Source organism: Streptococcus oralis (genome assembly GCF_003943385.1).
Lineage (GTDB): Bacteria > Bacillota > Bacilli > Lactobacillales > Streptococcaceae > Streptococcus > Streptococcus oralis_CA.
Genome location: NZ_RJPI01000003.1, coordinates 149,529 through 167,275, shown reverse-complemented (window position 1 = coordinate 167,275; position 17,747 = coordinate 149,529). Strand labels below are relative to the sequence as shown.

Here is a 17,747-nt window from a genome sequence, read left to right as displayed (position 1 = left end):
ATATGATGAACTGACTGCTCCTCAATGGGGCTTCCAGTCTATAAATCGTAAACCAAATCTTATCATCACTGATTGATATGATAGGAACAGAAAGAAATCAGAGCATTCATCATTATGTTCAAGGAGAAAAACAGTGAAAAAAAGAAAAAAGCTCGTCCTATCTCTTGCGACTCTTTTGCTTGCAGGTTTTCTAGCCGGATGTGCAAGCTGGATTGATCGTGGAGAAACCATGACAGCCGTCGGTTCAACTGCCCTTCAGCCTCTTGTCGAAGCGGCGGCAGATGAATTCGGTTCTAGAAACATCGGAAAAACAGTTAATGTTCAAGGTGGTGGATCGGGTACAGGACTATCCCAAGTCCAGTCTGGAGCAGTTGACATCGGGAACTCTGATGTCTTTGCAGAGGAAAAAGATGGAATCGATGCTTCGGCTCTAGTAGACCACAAGGTTGCAGTGGCTGGTCTTGCAGTGATTGTAAACAAGGAAGTGGATGTTGAAAATCTCACAACCGAGCAACTTCGTAAAATCTTTACAGGTGAAGTGACCAACTGGAAAGAAGTTGGGGGCAAAGACCTGGCGATTTCAATCATCAACCGAGCAGCAAGTTCTGGTTCACGAGCGACGTTTGACAATATCGTAATGAATGGCCAAGCGGCAATGCAGAGCCAAGAACAGGATTCTAATGGGATGGTCAAGTCAATTGTTTCGCAAACTCCAGGAGCCATTTCTTACCTGGCTTTTGCCTATGTAGATGACTCCGTGAAAAGCATGAAACTGAATGGGTATGAGCCTACGTCTGAAAATGTAACGACCAACAACTGGCCTTTGTGGTCTTATGAACATATGTACACACTTGGTCAGCCAAATGAGTTGGCAGCTGAATTTTTAAAATTCATTCTCTCAGACGAAGCCCAAACTGGAATTGTTAAGGGCATGGGCTATATCTCTATCAATGAAATGAAAGTCCAAAAGGATGCTTCAGGTACCGTTACAGCGGTAGAAGGAGGTCAATAATGAATCAAGAAGAACTATCTAAAAAATTACTCTCTCCTTCCAAGAACTCTCGTCTTGAGAAGTTTGGTAAGGGTTTGACCTTCACCTGCCTTTCATTGATTGTCATCATTGTGGCCATGATTTTGATTTTTGTAGCCCAAAAAGGCTTATCGACCTTCTTTGTCAATGGAGTGAACATCTTTGATTTCCTCTTTGGACAAACTTGGAATCCTTCAGGGAAACAATTTGGTGCCCTTCCGATGATTTTGGGTTCCTTTATTGTGACGATTTTATCGGCCCTCATCGCAACTCCCTTCGCTATTGGAGCTGCAGTCTTTATGACCGAAGTATCACCAAAAGGGGCAAAGATTTTGCAACCGGCCATTGAACTCCTCGTCGGGATTCCTTCAGTCGTCTATGGATTTATAGGTTTGCAAGTTGTGGTGCCTTTTGTCCGTAGCGTCTTTGGTGGAACTGGTTTTGGGATCTTGTCAGGGATTTTCGTTCTCTTTGTCATGATCCTACCAACTGTAACCTTTATGACAACAGACAGCTTGCGTGCTGTTCCTCGTCATTACCGTGAAGCTAGTTTGGCTATGGGAGCCACTCGTTGGCAAACCATCTGGCGTGTGACCTTGAAAGCAGCACGTTCAGGTATTTTCACTGCAGTGGTCTTTGGGATGGCGCGTGCCTTCGGTGAAGCCCTTGCTATTCAGATGGTGGTCGGAAACTCAGCAGTTATCCCAACCTCGTTAACAACACCAGCTGCGACTTTGACATCTGTATTGACTATGGGTATCGGAAATACCGTCATGGGAACGGTTGATAATAACGTTCTCTGGTCACTGGCTTTAGTCTTGCTCTTGATGAGTTTGGCCTTTAACAGTGTGATTAAATTGATTACGAAAGAAAGAGGAAAGAAAAACTATGCACGCTAAGAAATTAGATAAACTTGCAACAGCTGTCCTCTATACCATCGCGGGTATCATCGTGGCCATTTTGGCATCTTTGATTCTCTATATCTTGGTGAGAGGGTTACCGCATATCTCTTGGTCTTTCTTGACTGGGAAATCCTCCTCTTATCAAGCAGGTGGGGGGATTGGGATTCAGCTCTATAATTCCTTCTTCCTTTTGGTCATTACTTTGATTATTTCTGTTCCCCTGTCTATGGGAGCTGGCGTTTTTCTCGCTGAGTATGCCAAAAAAGGACCTGTGACCAATTTTATTCGTACCTGTATTGAGATTTTGTCTTCTCTACCATCAGTCGTTGTGGGTCTCTTTGGTTACTTGATCTTTGTAGTCCAGTTTGAGTATGGATTTTCAATCATTTCAGGTGCCTTGGCCTTGACGGTCTTTAACCTCCCTCAGATGACTCGAAATGTTGAGGACAGTTTAAAACACGTTCACCATACGCAACGTGAGGCTGGCTTAGCTCTTGGAATTTCTCGTTGGGAGACTGTGGTCCATGTCGTCATTCCAGAAGCCCTTCCAGGTATCGTAACGGGTGTTGTCTTGGCATCTGGCCGTATCTTTGGTGAGGCTGCCGCTCTTATCTATACGGCAGGACAATCCGCTCCAGCCCTTGACTGGTCTAACTGGAATATCCTCAGTGTGACCAGCCCAATCTCAATCTTCCGTCAAGCAGAAACCTTGGCTGTCCACATTTGGAAGGTCAACAGTGAAGGAACCATTCCTGATGCTACCATTGTATCAGCTGGTTCTGCCGCCGTGCTCCTCATCTTTATCTTGATTTTTAACTTTGGAGCACGCAAACTCGGAAGCTATTTACACAAGAAATTAACCGCTGCCTAAAGGAGAAGCCATGTCAAAATATAACTGGGATGAAAAGCATATCATCACCTTCCCTGAAGAAAAAGTGGCCCTCTCTACCAAGGATTTACATGTTTACTACGGTAAAAATGAATCCATCAAGGGCATCGATATGCAATTTGAAAAAAATAAAATTACAGCCTTGATTGGTCCTTCTGGATCTGGGAAATCTACTTATCTTCGTAGTCTCAATCGGATGAATGATACCATTGATATTGCCAAGGTCACAGGTCAAATCCTCTACCAAGGGATTGACGTTAATCGCCCAGAAATCAATGTCTATGAGATGCGCAAGCATATCGGAATGGTCTTCCAACGTCCAAATCCATTTGCCAAGTCTATCTATCGCAACATCACTTTTGCTCATGAATGTGCAGGTGTTAAGGACAAGAAAGTACTTGATGAAATTGTAGAAACCTCTCTAAGACAGGCTGCCCTTTGGGATCAGGTCAAAGACGACCTCCACAAATCAGCCTTGATGCTTTCTGGTGGTCAGCAGCAACGTCTCTGTATCGCTCGTGCCATCTCTGTCAAGCCAGACATTCTTTTGATGGATGAGCCTGCGTCAGCCTTGGATCCGATTGCAACAGCCCAGCTGGAAGAAACCATGTTGGAATTGAAGAAGGATTTTACCATCATCATCGTTACCCACAGTATGCAGCAGGCTGCGCGTGCAAGTGACTACACAGGATTTTTCTACTTGGGTGATTTGATTGAGTATGATAAGACATCCAATATTTTCCAAAATGCTAAGTTACAGTCAACCAATGACTATGTAACGGGACACTTTGGTTAGAAAGGAAACGGTATGTCAGAAGCGATTTTACAGGTGTCAGACCTGTCCGTTTATTACAATAAAAAGAAGGCCTTGAATAGTGTTTCCCTTTCTTTCCAACCTAAGGAAATAACAGCCTTGATTGGTCCCTCTGGATCAGGAAAGTCCACCCTACTCAAGGCCATCAACCGCATGGGCGATCTAAATCCTGAGGTGACAACAACGGGATCAGTAGTCTATAATGGTCACAATATCTACAGCCCCCGTACTGATACGGTTGAATTGCGTAAGGAAATCGGTATGGTCTTTCAACAGCCCAATCCCTTCCCTATGTCTATCTACGAAAATGTTGTCTATGGGCTACGTATCAATGGAGTCAAGGACAAGCAAGTCCTTGATGAAGCAGTAGAAAAGGCCTTGCAACGTGCTTCTATCTGGGATGAAGTAAAGGATCGTTTGCATGATTCGGCCATTGGTCTCTCAGGTGGACAACAACAACGTGTTTGTGTTGCTCGTGTCTTAGCAACCAGTCCAAAAATTATCCTCTTAGATGAACCAACATCAGCTTTGGATCCTATTTCTGCAGGTAAGATTGAGGAAACCTTGTATGGTCTGAAGGATAAATACACCATGCTCTTGGTAACGCGTTCGATGCAACAAGCCTCTCGTATCTCTGACAAGACAGGATTTTTCCTAGATGGGGATTTGATCGAGTTTAACGATACGAAGAAGATGTTCCTAGACCCACAAAACAAGGAAACAGAAGATTATATTACAGGAAAATTTGGATAAGGAGTTGAAAGATGTTACGATCTCAATTTGAAGAAGATTTGGAGAAATTGCACAACCAGTTCTATGCCATGGGACAGGAAGTGCTTTCACAAATCAATCGTACAGTACGTGCCTTTGTCACGCATGACCGTGATTTGGCAAAAGAAGTCATCGAAGACGATGCAGAAGTAAATGAATATGAAGTGAAGTTGGAAAAAAAATCATTTGAAATGATTGCCCTCCAACAACCTGTTTCGCAAGACCTTCGTACCGTCTTGACCGTTCTCAAGGCAGTTTCAGACGTGGAACGCATGGGAGATCATGCAGTGTCTATCGCTGAGGCGACCATTCGTATGAAGGGGGAGCAACGTATCCCTTCTGTTGAAGAAGAAATCAAAAAGATGGGACGCGACGTGAAAAACTTCGTCGAAGCAGCCCTAGATCTCTATCTCAACGGTTCTGTGGATCAAGCCTACGAAGTAGCAGCTATGGACGAAAAAATCAACCATTACTTTGATAGCATCCGTGATTTGGCTACAGAAGAAATTAGGAAAAATCCTGAAGCTATCGTTACAGGCCGTGATTACTTCCAGGTCATTTCCTTCTTGGAACGTATCGGAGACTACGCAAAAAATATCTGTGAATGGGTTGTTTACTTTGAAACAGGCAAGATTGTCGAACTATAAGAAACGGATTAAATATGCACTAAAAAGGCTAATCAACTCAGATTAGTCTTTATTTTTGAATAAAAAGGAATTTTTTGAAATGAAAATTCTGAAAATGTTGACAAGTATTTTCAAATAGGTTATAATTATTCAGAAATAACAGAAAGGTCGTTTATTTATGAAATTTAAGAAATGGATATTAGTTGTGTGTAGCATGCTTGCCAGTGTGGTTTTAGTAGCTTGCCAGTCAGGAACAGATAGTTCCCAGTCTGCTGTGGACACTATCAAACAAAAAGGCAAGCTAGTCGTTGCGACCAGCCCAGACTATGCACCATTTGAATTCCAATCCTTGGTAGATGGTAAAAACCAAGTGGTTGGTGCAGATATTGATATGGCTCAAGCGATTGCGGATGAACTTGGAGTTAAACTTGAAATCTCTAGCATGAGTTTTGACAATGTCTTGACCAGCCTTCAAACTGGAAAGGCTGACTTGGCTATTGCAGGAATTAGTGCCACAGATGAGAGAAAGGAAGTCTTTGACTTTTCAATTCCTTACTATGAAAACAAGATGAGTTTCTTGGTTAGAAAAGCCGATTTAGACAAATACAAGGATCTCTCAAATCTAGCAAGTGTCAATATCGCTGCTCAAAAGGGAACTGTGCCAGAAACCATGGTCAAGGAACAATTGCCAAATGCCCAGTTGACATCCTTGACCAATATGGGGGAAGCAGTCAATGAGTTGCAGGCTGGAAAAGTGGATGCTGTTCATATGGATGAACCAGTTGCTCTTAGCTACGCAGGTAAAAACTCAGACCTTGTCGTTGCATCTGTTAACTTGACAATGAAAGATGGCGAAGCCAATGCCGTTGCTATCAAGAAGGATCAATCAGACTTGAAAGCAGTAGTAGATAAGGTTATCCAAAAACTGAAAGATGACGGAACCTATCAAACTTATCTTGAAAAGGCAGCGAAACTAACAGAAGTTGAACAATAAAAAGAAAGCAGAGTTGGACTTTAATCCAATTCTGCTTTTATGTATTCTAATAGCTCTTCTAAATTTTCGAGAGAGACTTTGGCAAACTGATAAGGGCAGGCGTCCAAATAAGCCTTCTCAAAAAAGTCTAGTTTGAGTGAGCCGTGTTTCAAACTGGCAATCTTAGGATAGTTTCTCAAATCAAGCAGAAGGCCATCATGTAGAGGATAGTGGGGCAAGAGACAGGTGTTTTTTTCAAGTACTTCCTTTATCCGAGTCTGATAGTTCTCTTGAAGGGTCAATCGAGCCAGTCGATTTTTTTCAAATAACTGACTATCGATGTAAAGAGAGAGAGCCTTTTGCATGATAAGATTGCTGTCATAGTCCAGGATATTTTTGTAGGAAACAAATGCCTCTTTTAGGGTATTTGGGAGAATGAGAGCGGTAATACGAAGGGCTGGAAAGAGACTGGTTGAGAAGGATTTGATATAAATGACCCGATCCTCAGTATCCAGATAGTGGAAGGTTTGGCCCTTTCTAGGATCTAGGTCCCCTAAATAGTCATCCTCTACGATGTAAACACCATACTGGTTTGCTAGATCCAGAATAGCCCTTTTTTCCTGATCAGAATAGGAATGACCTAGGGGATAGTGGAAGCGAGGAATGGTATAGAAAAACTTGATTTTCCCAGATTTGAATTGTTTTTCCAGTTCTTCAAGGTTGATGCCATCAATTCGGCGTTCAATGGTCTGGTAGGCTAATCCTTGAGCGACCAAGAGACGATTCATCCGGTGGTAGGTCGGCTGTTCGACCAAAATCTCAGCTCCCTCGCTCGGAAAGTTAATCTGAGAAAGGATAAAGAGAGCTTGCTGGGTGCCAGAAGTTAGAACCAGTTGATCGGGTTTACAGTAGAGGGCTTGGTCAAAGAGGAGTTGATGGACAGATTGTCTGAGTTCCTCAAGGCCTTCTTGGCTTTCATAGTAGTTGAATAGGTAGTTTTCTCGGCCTATCAGGGTTTCGTTGACGCAGAGTCGGAAGTCGTCATAGGCACTGGCATGTTCGTCAGTGACTTCGATTTCCAAGTCTTGGTGCTGTCCTTGTTCCAGAACATAGTAGCCACTTTGGGGTTTGGCATAGAGGTATTGTTCATGGCGTAATTCCAGCAGGGCTCGTTGGATAGTGTCCTTGCTACAGTGGAAGTCTTGGCTCAGTTGACGGATGGAGGGAAGCCGGCTACCTGTTGGAAATTTTCCTGATTCGATACCTTTTTTGAGAAAGGAAACGACTGCTTGGTATTTACTTTCTTTCTTCATTCCAGACCTCCCTTGATTTTGTTACATTGTACCTTTTTTTTGCCTACTTGGCAATGGGAAAAGTATTTCTCCCTTTCACAACTAGGAGCAAATGTGGTATACTTAGAAAGTATGATGATTCATTGAAAAGAAGATAAGAAAGAGAATGGATAGAAAAGTGCAGGAACCGGTAAAATTATTTCAATACAATACTCTAGGTGCCCTAATGGCTGGTCTCTATGGTGGAACTATGACAGTGGGAGAATTGTTGGAACATGGCGACCTTGGTTTGGGAACCCTTGATTCGATTGATGGGGAGTTGATTGTCCTTGATGGCAAGGCTTATCAAGCTAAAGGTTCAGGGGAGCAACCTGAAATTGTAGAAGTTGCACCTGATGCCCTTATCCCTTATGCAGCAGTGGTCCCTCATCAGGCAGAAGTGATTTTCCGCCAGCGCTTTGAGATGACGGACAAGGAATTAGAAAAGCGGATTGAGTCCTACTATGATGGGGAAAATCTCTTTCGATCCATCAAGATTCATGGGGAATTCGCCCACATGCATGTACGGATGATTCCCAAATCCACACCTGACACCAAGTTTGCTGAGGTTGCTACCCATCAGCCTGAATATAGTCGTGAAAATGTATCGGGAACCATTGTTGGATTTTGGACACCGGAGATTTTCCATGGGGTCAGTGTGGCGGGTTACCATTTGCACTTTATCTCAGATGATTTGACTTTTGGTGGGCATGTGATGGACTTTGTTATCAAAGAAGGAATGATTGAGGTGGGAGCAGTTGACCAATTGGACCAACGTTTTCCAGTCCAAGATCGCCAGTATTTATTTGCTAAATTTAATGTTGACGAGATGAAGAAAGACATTGACAAGTCAGAATAGGAGAAGAAGATGACACTACATATTATCCTTACTATGATCGCTTTGGTTTTAGTCCTAGTGGGTGGGACTTGGTACGCCAAAAAACGCTTTAAGATTTCTCTTGCAGTGATGGGCTTGGGGGCAATCGCATTTTTCGTTTCTTCTCAAGTGTTAGAGAAGATGGTCCACTTCCTAGTTCTTCAACCGCAAAAAGACGGAACGATTTCGCTCATGCAAGAGCAACCCTTCCTATACGTTCTTTACGCGATCGCCATGGCAGCACTCTTTGAGGAAACTGCCCGCCTTGTCTTTTTTAAATGGTTGGAGAAAAAGAGAAGTCTAGAAGATAGAGATGCTTTGGCTTATGGTTTGGGACATGGGGGCTTGGAGATGCTCTATCTCGGAATGGGAAGCTTGATCAGTCTTTTGATTCTCTTTTCACTCATCCAGACTTCAAATACTGATGTAGCCAATCTCCTTCCACAGTCTACACTCGAAACGGTCCAGTCTCTTTCTGTTTGGCAGGTTTATTTGCTAGGAGTTGAGCGCGTACTTGCCTTGGTTCTCCAAATCGGTCTTTCCATCTGGGTTTATCAAAGTGTTAGCCAAAAGAAATGGATCTACCTAGTTGCTGCCTATGGTTTGCATGCCTTGTTTGACTTGGCTCCAGCCTTATCTCAGGTGGGATGGATTGCAAATCCGCTTCTAGTTGAGTTTATTCTTCTCGTAGAACTTTTAGTCTTTATCTGGCTGACAAAATCTACATTTTGGAAAAAATCATCATAAAAAGAGGGAAACCTCTTTTTTTAACGCAATGCTTTGACACCAAGAATTTTCCTGTCGTCAAAAGCCCTTAAAAATGGTATAATGAAATGACTTTACAAAAGGATGAGAGATATGACATTCGTAACTAAAATACAAGAACAATTAGAAGGAATCGATATTCGTTTTAAGGAACCCTTGAAGACTTATACCTATACCAAGGTAGGAGGTCGAGCGGATTATCTAGTTTTGCCACGCAATCGCTATGAGATGGCGCGTGTTGTCCAATTTGCCAATCAGGAGAATATTCCTTGGATGGTGCTAGGAAATGCCAGCAATATCATCGTTCGTGAAGGTGGAATCCGTGGTTTTGTTATCTTGTGTGACAAACTCAATAACGTTTCAGTTGATGGTTACACTATTGAAGCAGAAGCTGGTGCTAACTTGATTGAAACAACACGCATTGCCCTTCGTCATAGTTTGACTGGTTTTGAGTTTGCTTGCGGGATTCCAGGGAGCGTAGGTGGCGCTGTATTTATGAATGCGGGTGCCTATGGAGGAGAGATTGCTCACATCTTGCAGTCTTGTAAGATTCTGACCAAGGAAGGGGAAATCGAAACCTTGTCAGCCAAGGATTTGGCTTTTGGTTACCGCCATTCAGCTATTCAGGATTCTGGGGCCATTGTCTTGTCAGCTAAATTTGCCCTAGCTCCAGGAAATCATCAGGCTATCAAACAGGAAATGGATCGCTTGACGCATCTCCGTGAACTCAAACAACCTCTAGAATACCCATCTTGTGGTTCAGTCTTTAAGCGTCCAGTGGGGCATTTTGCAGGTCAGTTGATTTCAGAGGCTGGATTGAAAGGCTATCGTATCGGTGGTGTTGAAGTATCTGAAAAGCACGCTGGTTTCATGATCAATGTTGCTAACGGAACAGCTAAAGACTACGAGGACTTGATTCAATCTGTTATTGAAAAGGTAAAGGAACATTCAGGCGTCACCCTTGAGAGGGAAGTCCGAATCCTGGGTGAGAAGGAGTAAGGTTTCACCAGAATAGCTGCTGCTATGTCAATGGAAAGGGGGTGAAAGCCTATCGGTAGCGAAGATATATGCAGGTGGTTTTACTCCCTGCAAGAGGTAGTGGCGGCCTGACAGAGCCCTGATCTGTTAATTTATGAAAAAGAAGGAATTTATGCCAATTGAAAAAACCAATTATCGAATTCAAAAACGTCTCTAAAGTTTTTGAAGACAGCAACACCAAGGTTCTCAAAGATATTAACTTTGAGTTGGAAGAGGGGAAATTCTATACTCTTTTAGGCGCATCTGGTTCTGGGAAATCAACTATCCTGAATATTATTGCAGGTTTACTGGATGCGACGACAGGAGATATTTTGTTGGATGGGGTACGGATCAACGACATTCCAACCAACAAGCGAGACGTCCATACGGTCTTCCAATCCTATGCCTTGTTTCCACATATGAATGTGTTTGAAAATGTTGCCTTTCCGCTCCGCTTACGTAAAATCGACAAGAAAGAAATTGAGCAACGCGTAGCGGAAGTTCTCAAGATGGTTCAGTTGGAAGGTTATGAAAAACGTTCCATCCGTAAACTCTCTGGAGGACAACGTCAGCGTGTGGCCATTGCCCGTGCTATTATCAACCAACCTCGTGTGGTTTTGTTGGATGAGCCCTTGTCAGCGCTGGATTTGAAGTTGCGAACAGACATGCAGTACGAACTGCGTGAACTGCAACAACGATTGGGGATTACCTTTGTCTTTGTCACTCACGATCAGGAGGAAGCCTTGGCTATGAGTGACTGGATTTTTGTTATGAATGATGGCGAGATTGTTCAGTCTGGAACGCCTGTGGACATCTACGATGAGCCGATCAACCACTTTGTTGCCACCTTTATCGGTGAGTCCAACATCTTGCCAGGAAACATGATTGAGGACTACTTGGTCGAGTTCAATGGCAAACGCTTTGAAGCGGTCGACGGGGGGATGAAGCCAAATGAGCCTGTTGAGGTTGTCATTCGTCCAGAAGACTTGCGCATTACCCTTCCTGAAGAAGGCAAGCTCCAAGTTAAGGTTGATACCCAGCTTTTCCGTGGGGTTCACTACGAGATTATCGCCTATGATGAACTCGGAAATGAATGGATGATCCACTCGACTCGTAAGGCCATTGTGGGTGAGGAAATCGGTCTGGACTTTGAACCAGAAGACATCCACATCATGCGTCTTAACGAAACTGAAGAAGAGTTTGATGCTCGTATCGAGGAGTATGTAGAAATCGAAGAGCAAGAAGCAGGTCTGATTAACGCGATTGAGGAGGAAAGAGATGAAGAAAACAACCTCTAAACTCTTTGTAGTGCCCTACATGCTTTGGATTGCCCTCTTTGTCCTCGCACCCTTGGTCTTGATTTTCGGTCAATCCTTTTTCAACATTGAAGGCCAGTTCAGTTTAGAAAACTATAAATCTTACTTTGCGTCACAAAACTTAACCTACCTTAAGATGAGCTTCAACTCTGTGCTCTATGCGGGGATTGTAACCATGGTGACGCTTCTCATCAGCTATCCGACAGCCCTCTTTTTGACTCGTCTCAAGCACCGTCAGCTCTGGCTCATGCTGATTATCCTGCCAACATGGATCAACCTGCTCCTCAAGGCCTATGCCTTTATCGGGATTTTTGGTCAAGATGGCTCTATTAACCAATTCTTGGAATTCATCGGAATCGGTTCGCAGCAGTTGCTCTTTACGGATTTCTCCTTTATCTTTGTAGCAAGCTATATCGAGCTTCCCTTTATGATTTTGCCGATCTTCAATGTCTTGGACGATATGGATAACAATCTTATCAATGCCAGCTATGACCTCGGTGCGACCAAGTGGGAGACCTTCCGCCATGTCATCTTCCCTCTGTCTATGAACGGAGTGAGAAGTGGGGTTCAGTCGGTCTTTATCCCTAGCTTGAGTCTCTTCATGTTGACCCGTTTGATTGGTGGGAACCGCGTTATTACCTTGGGAACGGCTATCGAGCAGAACTTCCTGACCAATGACAACTACGGTATGGGTTCTACCATTGGTGTGATCCTCATCCTGACTATGTTCATCACCATGTGGGTGACTAAGGAAAGGAGAGAACGATGAAAAAATTTGCCAATCTCTACCTAGCCTTTGTCTTCATCATCCTATATTTGCCAATCTTTTACTTGATTGGCTATGCCTTTAATGCTGGCGATGATATGAACAGCTTTACTGGTTTTAGCTTGAGCCATTTTAAAACCATGTTTGGTGATGGTCGTCTCATGTTGATCCTCACCCAGACCTTCTTCTTGGCCTTTTTATCAGCCTTGATAGCGACCATTATCGGTACTTTCGGTGCCATCTATATCTACCAGTCTCGTAAGAAATACCAAGAAGCCTTTTTATCACTCAATAATATCCTCATGGTTGCGCCTGACGTTATGATTGGTGCCAGCTTCTTGATTCTCTTTACCCAGCTGAAGTTTTCACTTGGCTTTTTGACGGTTCTATCTAGTCACGTGGCCTTTTCCATCCCTATCGTGGTTTTGATGGTCTTGCCTCGTCTCAAGGAGATGAATGGAGACATGATTCACGCTGCTTATGACTTAGGTGCCAGCCAGTTTCAAATGTTCAAGGAAATTATGTTGCCATATCTAACACCGTCTATCATCGCAGGTTATTTCATGGCCTTTACCTATTCGCTGGATGACTTTGCCGTGACCTTCTTTGTAACGGGAAATGGCTTTTCAACCCTGTCAGTTGAGATCTACTCTCGAGCTCGTAAAGGGATTTCGCTAGAAATCAATGCCCTGTCTGCACTCGTCTTTCTCTTTAGTATTATCCTAGTTGTAGGCTATTACTTTATCTCACGTGAGAAGGAGGAGCAAGCATGAAAAAACTCTATTCATTTTTAGTAGGAATTGCAGCGATTATCCTTGTCTTGTGGGGAATTGCGACGCATTTAGATAGTAAAATCAATAGTCGAGATAGTCAAAAACTGGTTATCTACAACTGGGGAGACTACATTGATCCTGAACTCTTGGAGCAATTCACAGAAGAAACAGGGATCCAAGTCCAGTATGAAACCTTTGACTCCAACGAAGCCATGTACACTAAGATCAAGCAAGGCGGAACAACCTACGATATTGCTATTCCAAGTGAGTACATGATCAACAAGATGAAGGACGAAGATCTCTTGATTCCACTTGATTATTCAAAAATTGAAGGAATCGAAAATATCGGACCAGAGTTTCTCAACCAGTCCTTTGATCCAGGCAATAAATTCTCCATCCCTTACTTCTGGGGGACCTTGGGAATTGTCTACAATGAAACCATGGTAGATGAGGCGCCTGAGCATTGGGATGACCTCTGGAAACCAGAATACAAGGATTCCATCATGCTCTTTGATGGGGCGCGTGAGGTGCTGGGACTCGGGCTTAACTCACTTGGTTACAGTCTCAACTCTAAGGATCCTCAGCAGTTGGAAGAGACAGTGGATAAGCTCTACAAACTGACTCCAAATATCAAGGCCATCGTTGCCGACGAGATGAAGGGTTACATGATTCAGAACAATGCGGCCATCGGCGTGACCTTCTCTGGGGAAGCCAGCCAGATGTTGGAGAAAAATCCTAACCTCAAGTATGTCGTTCCGACTGAGGCCAGCAATCTCTGGTTTGATAATATGGTCATTCCAAAAACCGTGAAAAATCAAGATGCAGCCTACGCCTTTATCAACTTTATGTTGAAACCCGACAATGCTCTGAAAAATGCCGAGTATGTCGGCTATGCAACACCAAATAACACAGCCAAGGAACTGCTCCCAGAGGAAACCAAGGAAGACAAATCCTTCTATCCAGACGCTGATACCATGAAAAACCTAGAAGTTTATGAGAAGTTTGACCATAAATGGACAGGCAAATATAGCGACCTCTTCCTACAGTTTAAAATGTATCGGAAGTAGGAGTTAGCAGTTATGAAACGAATCAGTCAAGCTGGTTCGTTTTCTTAATAGAAGTTAACTTTTACAGCCTTATCTTTTTCTATTCTAGTTGCTTATTTGCTTGTCTAGTAGTATACTAAGCTTAACCTTACAGAAAGCGGAAACAAATAATGAAACTGTCTACTTTTTTCAAAAAAAGTTATTGGCCAACCTTTTTGATTGTTAACGAAACAATTATACTATTCCATTTAAAGGACGGCTTGGATCGATAATACCTAACAACTGATTCCATACATTTGGTGATAGGTTACTTTATATTTGCAAATATTTTCGTATTTATGTATAGCAATTCGAAAACTTGGGATAAAAGTTGGGATAAAAAGAAAAATGGTAGTAAGAAAAAATATATCCTGAAAAAGTAATTGGAGATGTAGGGAATTGGTCTGATTCAATGGAGATGATTTCCAGTTGACGCAGAACCCAAAAAACGATATAATAATAAAGTTGAGAATTGATTTTCAGTCATCTTAGTCCAGAGAAATGGCGGTGCTGCGAGCCATCTAAGGTAGGAAGTCATGCTACTCAATCACACAATTGCATAAGAACAAGAGAATGACAAGTTCATTGAATGAAGGTGGTACCGCGGTTTTTCGCCCTTCGTGATGTGAACTTGTCTTTTGATTTTTGGAGGTGTTTATGAAGACATTTCTCGTGAAACAAAAATTTCGTCTTGGAGGCGAACGTTTTGATATCAAGGATGACAGAGGAGTAGTGAACTATCAGGTGGAGGGCTCTTTTTTCCAAATTCCTAAGACCTTTACCATCTATGATGCCTATGGTGAGCAAGTCAGTGAGATTAGTAAAGAATTTTTCACTTTGCTTCCTCGCTTTACTATCCAGTTACGAAACGGTTCCAGTTTCGTCATTCGTAAGAAGTTGACTTTCTTTCGAGATAAGTATGAGTTTGATGATCTAGGGCTTCGTATCGAGGGCAATATCTGGGATTTGAATTTCAAATTGCTGGATGACCGCGACCAAGTGATTGCCGAGATTCGGAAAGAGATTTTCCATTTGACCTCAACTTACAACGTAACCGTCTATGAAGACTCGTATGCAGATTTGGTCATTTCCCTCTGTGTCGCGATTGACTATGTGGAGATGCTGGAAAGCCAATCAAATTAAACAAGTAAATAAGGAGATATTATGAAACAACTATCTAGTGCTCAAGTTCGCCAAATGTGGCTAGATTTCTGGGCAAGTAAAGGCCACTCTGTAGAACCATCAGTGAGCTTGGTTCCAGTAAACGACCCAACTCTTTTGTGGATCAACTCTGGGGTAGCAACTCTTAAGAAATACTTTGACGGAACCATCATTCCTGAAAATCCACGTATTACCAATGCGCAAAAAGCCATCCGTACTAACGACATCGAAAACGTAGGGAAGACTGCGCGTCACCATACCATGTTTGAAATGTTGGGGAACTTCTCTATCGGTGATTACTTCCGTGACGAAGCCATCACTTGGGCTTACGAGCTTTTGACAAGTCCAGAATGGTTCGATTTCCCAGCTGAAAAACTTTATATGACCTACTATCCTGAAGATAAGGATTCTTACAACCGCTGGATTGAAGTAGGAGTGGATCCAAGCCACTTGATTCCAATTGAGGATAACTTCTGGGAAATCGGTGCGGGGCCTTCTGGACCTGATACAGAGATTTTCTTTGACCGTGGAGAAGCATTTGATCCAGAAAATATCGGTATTCGCCTGCTTGCAGAAGATATCGAAAACGACCGTTATATCGAAATCTGGAACATCGTTTTGTCACAATTTAACGCTGACCCTGCTGTTCCTCGTAGCGAGTACAAGGAATTGCCACACAAGAACATTGATACGGGCGCTGGTTTGGAGCGTTTGGTGGCTGTTATCCAAGGGGCTAAGACAAACTTTGAAACTGACCTCTTCATGCCGATCATTCGTGAAGTTGAGAAATTGTCAGGTAAGGTCTACGACCAAGATGGCGACAACATGAGCTTTAAGGTCATTGCGGACCATATTCGTTCTTTGTCATTTGCCATCGGTGATGGTGCCCTTCCAGGAAATGAAGGTCGTGGTTATGTCCTTCGTCGTCTTCTCCGTCGTGCTTCTATGCACGGCCAAAAATTGGGTATCAATGAGCCTTTCCTTTACAAACTCGTTCCAACTGTTGGAAAAATCATGGAAAGCTACTACCCAGAAGTGCTTGAAAAACGGGACTTTATTGAAAAAATTGTGAAGAACGAGGAAGAGTCATTTGCCCGTACCCTTCATTCAGGTCAACACTTTGCAGAAACCATTGTAGCTGATTTGAAAGCGAAAGGTCAAAACGTTATCGCGGGGCAAGATGTCTTCAAACTCTACGACACATATGGATTCCCAGTTGAATTGACAGAAGAAATTGCTGAAGAAGCTGGGATGACTGTAGACCGTGAAAATTTTGAAGCAGCCATGAAAGAGCAGCAAGAACGTGCGCGTGCGTCTGCTGTTAAGGGTGGCTCAATGGGAATGCAAAATGAAACCCTCCAAAACATTACAGTGGAAAGTGTCTTCAACTACAATGCTAGTCAATTGCCTTCTAAGTTGGTGGCTATCGTAGCTGAAAACGCTGAAGTAGAAGCTGTTTCTGAAGGAACTGCCTCTCTGATCTTTGCAGAGACTCCATTCTACGCTGAAATGGGTGGACAAGTAGCTGACCATGGTCAAATCTTGGATGCTGCAGGAAACCTTGTGGCTACTGTGACAGATGTTCAAAAAGCACCAAATGGACAACCACTCCATACCGTTGAAGTTCTTGCTCCTCTTGCTTTGAACCAAGAATACACTTTGGCAATTGATACCAATCGTCGTCATCGTGTCATGAAGAACCACACAGCGACTCACTTGCTCCATGCGGCTCTTCACAATATCCTTGGTCACCATGCGACTCAAGCAGGATCTCTTAATGAAGTAGAATTCCTCCGCTTTGACTTCACGCATTTCCAAGCCGTAACTCCTGAAGAGTTGCGCGCCATTGAACAACAAGTCAATGAGAAAATTTGGGAAGCAATTGCAGTTAAGACAGTTGAGACAGATATTGACACAGCTAAGGAAATGGGAGCTATGGCCCTCTTTGGTGAGAAGTATGGCAAGGAAGTCCGTGTTGTGACTATCGGTGACTACTCTGTGGAACTCTGTGGTGGTACCCACGTTGGCAACACTTCTGAAATTGGCCTCTTCAAGATTGTCAAGGAAGAAGGGATCGGATCAGGAACTCGTCGTATCTTGGCAGTGACTGGTAAGGAAGCCTTTGGAGCTTATCGTGAACAAGAAGATGCACTGAAAGCAGTCGCAGCAACCTTGAAAGCCCCTCAACTCAAAGAAGTACCTCACAAAGTCGAAGGACTTCAAGAGCAACTCCGTCAATTGCAAAAAGAAAATGCTGAATTGAAGGAAAAAGCGGCAGCCGCAGCAGCAGGTGATGTCTTCAAGAATGTTCAAGAAGCAAACGGACACCGTTACATTGCTAGTCAAGTTTCTGTATCAGATGCAGGTGCCCTTCGTACCTTTGCGGATAACTGGAAGCAAAAAGACTACTCTGATGTGCTTGTTCTTGTCGCAACAATCGGTGACAAGGTCAACCTTCTTGTAGCCAGCAAGACAAAAGACATCCACGCAGGTAACTTGGTTAAAGAATTGGCTCCAATCGTCGATGGACGTGGTGGTGGTAAAGCAGACATGGCCATGGCAGGAGGAAGCAACCAAGCGAAGATCCAAGAATTATTGGATGCCGTAGCAGGTAAATTGTAAGAAAACATTTAGGATCTATCCACTTGGGT

At 43.2% G+C, this 17,747-nt stretch carries 17 protein-coding genes and 1 pseudogene; 17 read left to right on the top strand and 1 reads right to left on the bottom strand.

Going from position 1 to position 17,747, the window contains the following annotated elements; genetic code table 11:
• Nucleotides 1-133 precede the first annotated feature (133 nt).
• The 7 genes from D8803_RS03745 to D8803_RS03715 all read left to right on the top strand — a co-directional run bounded on the left by D8803_RS03745 (nucleotide 134) and on the right by D8803_RS03715 (nucleotide 6,026).
• Nucleotides 134-1,012: a phosphate ABC transporter substrate-binding protein PstS gene (locus tag D8803_RS03745; RefSeq protein WP_131200289.1), complete on the top strand. Its 879-nt coding sequence runs from the start codon at nucleotides 134-136 to the stop codon at nucleotides 1,010-1,012.
• Nucleotides 1,012-1,929, top strand: coding sequence for a phosphate ABC transporter permease subunit PstC (gene pstC / locus D8803_RS03740; RefSeq protein WP_001070951.1), 918 nt, complete (start codon nucleotides 1,012-1,014; stop codon nucleotides 1,927-1,929). The genes D8803_RS03745 and pstC overlap by 1 nt, the downstream gene beginning before the upstream one ends.
• The gene (gene pstA, locus D8803_RS03735) at nucleotides 1,919-2,803 is read left to right on the top strand and encodes a phosphate ABC transporter permease PstA (RefSeq protein WP_000543050.1); all 885 of its coding nucleotides are present in this window, start codon (nucleotides 1,919-1,921) and stop codon (nucleotides 2,801-2,803) included. Before pstC ends, pstA begins: the two co-directional genes overlap by 11 nt.
• Nucleotides 2,804-2,813: 10 nt before the next feature.
• Nucleotides 2,814-3,617 carry a phosphate ABC transporter ATP-binding protein PstB gene (gene pstB, locus D8803_RS03730; RefSeq protein WP_131200288.1) on the top strand — a complete coding sequence of 268 codons (804 nt, stop codon included), beginning with the start codon at nucleotides 2,814-2,816 and terminating at the stop codon, nucleotides 3,615-3,617.
• Between the two features lie 12 nt (nucleotides 3,618-3,629).
• A complete protein-coding gene (pstB, locus tag D8803_RS03725) occupies nucleotides 3,630-4,388 on the top strand; it encodes a phosphate ABC transporter ATP-binding protein PstB (RefSeq protein ID WP_001287329.1) in 759 nt (252 codons plus the stop codon).
• An 11-nt stretch (nucleotides 4,389-4,399) separates the two neighbouring features.
• The gene (gene phoU / locus D8803_RS03720; RefSeq protein ID WP_000946469.1) at nucleotides 4,400-5,053 is read left to right on the top strand and encodes a phosphate signaling complex protein PhoU; all 654 of its coding nucleotides are present in this window, start codon (nucleotides 4,400-4,402) and stop codon (nucleotides 5,051-5,053) included.
• 157 nt (nucleotides 5,054-5,210) lie between these two features.
• Nucleotides 5,211-6,026 (top strand): ABC transporter substrate-binding protein, encoded by an 816-nt coding sequence (locus D8803_RS03715; protein WP_131200287.1) that lies wholly within the window; start codon nucleotides 5,211-5,213, stop codon nucleotides 6,024-6,026.
• Nucleotides 6,027-6,046: 20 nt separating this feature from the next.
• On the opposite strand, the gene D8803_RS03710 is transcribed toward D8803_RS03715, so the two are convergent.
• Nucleotides 6,047-7,318, bottom strand: a complete 1,272-nt coding sequence (locus tag D8803_RS03710; RefSeq protein ID WP_131200286.1) for a PLP-dependent aminotransferase family protein — start codon at nucleotides 7,316-7,318, stop codon at nucleotides 6,047-6,049.
• A gap of 145 nt (nucleotides 7,319-7,463) precedes the next feature.
• On the opposite strand from D8803_RS03710, the gene budA reads away from it, so the two are divergent.
• The 10 genes and pseudogenes from budA (at nucleotide 7,464) to alaS (ending at nucleotide 17,718) form a co-directional block, all read left to right on the top strand.
• Nucleotides 7,464-8,195, top strand: coding sequence for an acetolactate decarboxylase (gene budA, locus D8803_RS03705; RefSeq protein WP_131200285.1), 732 nt, complete (start codon nucleotides 7,464-7,466; stop codon nucleotides 8,193-8,195).
• A gap of 9 nt (nucleotides 8,196-8,204) precedes the next feature.
• Complete coding sequence (locus D8803_RS03700) at nucleotides 8,205-8,960, top strand: YhfC family intramembrane metalloprotease (protein WP_131200284.1); 756 nt, start codon at nucleotides 8,205-8,207, stop codon at nucleotides 8,958-8,960.
• A 111-nt stretch (nucleotides 8,961-9,071) separates the two neighbouring features.
• The gene (gene murB / locus D8803_RS03695; RefSeq protein ID WP_169446276.1) at nucleotides 9,072-9,977 is read left to right on the top strand and encodes a UDP-N-acetylmuramate dehydrogenase; all 906 of its coding nucleotides are present in this window, start codon (nucleotides 9,072-9,074) and stop codon (nucleotides 9,975-9,977) included.
• A gap of 158 nt (nucleotides 9,978-10,135) precedes the next feature.
• Nucleotides 10,136-11,293: an ABC transporter ATP-binding protein gene (locus tag D8803_RS03690; protein WP_084975022.1), complete on the top strand. Its 1,158-nt coding sequence runs from the start codon at nucleotides 10,136-10,138 to the stop codon at nucleotides 11,291-11,293.
• Complete coding sequence (locus D8803_RS03685; RefSeq protein ID WP_125424653.1) at nucleotides 11,274-12,080, top strand: ABC transporter permease; 807 nt, start codon at nucleotides 11,274-11,276, stop codon at nucleotides 12,078-12,080. The genes D8803_RS03690 and D8803_RS03685 overlap by 20 nt, the downstream gene beginning before the upstream one ends.
• Nucleotides 12,077-12,850: an ABC transporter permease gene (locus tag D8803_RS03680; protein ID WP_038806008.1), complete on the top strand. Its 774-nt coding sequence runs from the start codon at nucleotides 12,077-12,079 to the stop codon at nucleotides 12,848-12,850. The genes D8803_RS03685 and D8803_RS03680 overlap by 4 nt, the downstream gene beginning before the upstream one ends.
• Nucleotides 12,847-13,917 carry an ABC transporter substrate-binding protein gene (locus tag D8803_RS03675; protein ID WP_131200283.1) on the top strand — a complete coding sequence of 357 codons (1,071 nt, stop codon included), beginning with the start codon at nucleotides 12,847-12,849 and terminating at the stop codon, nucleotides 13,915-13,917. The genes D8803_RS03680 and D8803_RS03675 overlap by 4 nt, the downstream gene beginning before the upstream one ends.
• Nucleotides 13,918-14,066: 149 nt before the next feature.
• Nucleotides 14,067-14,318, top strand: a pseudogene (locus tag D8803_RS09785) (hypothetical protein).
• 274 nt (nucleotides 14,319-14,592) lie between these two features.
• Nucleotides 14,593-15,078, top strand: coding sequence for an LURP-one-related/scramblase family protein (locus D8803_RS03665; RefSeq protein ID WP_131200282.1), 486 nt, complete (start codon nucleotides 14,593-14,595; stop codon nucleotides 15,076-15,078).
• A gap of 21 nt (nucleotides 15,079-15,099) precedes the next feature.
• A complete protein-coding gene (alaS, locus tag D8803_RS03660) occupies nucleotides 15,100-17,718 on the top strand; it encodes an alanine--tRNA ligase (RefSeq protein WP_131200281.1) in 2,619 nt (872 codons plus the stop codon).
• The last annotated feature ends 29 nt before the right edge of the window (nucleotides 17,719-17,747 follow it).

Coding starts and splice junctions, on each gene's coding strand:
- pstC (WP_001070951.1), top strand. CDS start 1,012: ATGAATCAAGAAGAACTATCTAAAAAATTACTCTCTCCTTCCAAGAAC.
- pstA (WP_000543050.1), top strand. CDS start 1,919: ATGCACGCTAAGAAATTAGATAAACTTGCAACAGCTGTCCTCTATACC.
- D8803_RS03715 (WP_131200287.1), top strand. CDS start 5,211: ATGAAATTTAAGAAATGGATATTAGTTGTGTGTAGCATGCTTGCCAGT.
- phoU (WP_000946469.1), top strand. CDS start 4,400: ATGTTACGATCTCAATTTGAAGAAGATTTGGAGAAATTGCACAACCAG.
- D8803_RS03685 (WP_125424653.1), top strand. CDS start 11,274: ATGAAGAAAACAACCTCTAAACTCTTTGTAGTGCCCTACATGCTTTGG.
- D8803_RS03680 (WP_038806008.1), top strand. CDS start 12,077: ATGAAAAAATTTGCCAATCTCTACCTAGCCTTTGTCTTCATCATCCTA.
- murB (WP_169446276.1), top strand. CDS start 9,072: ATGACATTCGTAACTAAAATACAAGAACAATTAGAAGGAATCGATATT.
- alaS (WP_131200281.1), top strand. CDS start 15,100: ATGAAACAACTATCTAGTGCTCAAGTTCGCCAAATGTGGCTAGATTTC.
- D8803_RS03700 (WP_131200284.1), top strand. CDS start 8,205: ATGACACTACATATTATCCTTACTATGATCGCTTTGGTTTTAGTCCTA.
- pstB (WP_001287329.1), top strand. CDS start 3,630: ATGTCAGAAGCGATTTTACAGGTGTCAGACCTGTCCGTTTATTACAAT.
- D8803_RS03675 (WP_131200283.1), top strand. CDS start 12,847: ATGAAAAAACTCTATTCATTTTTAGTAGGAATTGCAGCGATTATCCTT.
- pstB (WP_131200288.1), top strand. CDS start 2,814: ATGTCAAAATATAACTGGGATGAAAAGCATATCATCACCTTCCCTGAA.
- D8803_RS03665 (WP_131200282.1), top strand. CDS start 14,593: ATGAAGACATTTCTCGTGAAACAAAAATTTCGTCTTGGAGGCGAACGT.
- D8803_RS03710 (WP_131200286.1), bottom strand. CDS start 7,318: ATGAAGAAAGAAAGTAAATACCAAGCAGTCGTTTCCTTTCTCAAAAAA.
- budA (WP_131200285.1), top strand. CDS start 7,464: ATGGATAGAAAAGTGCAGGAACCGGTAAAATTATTTCAATACAATACT.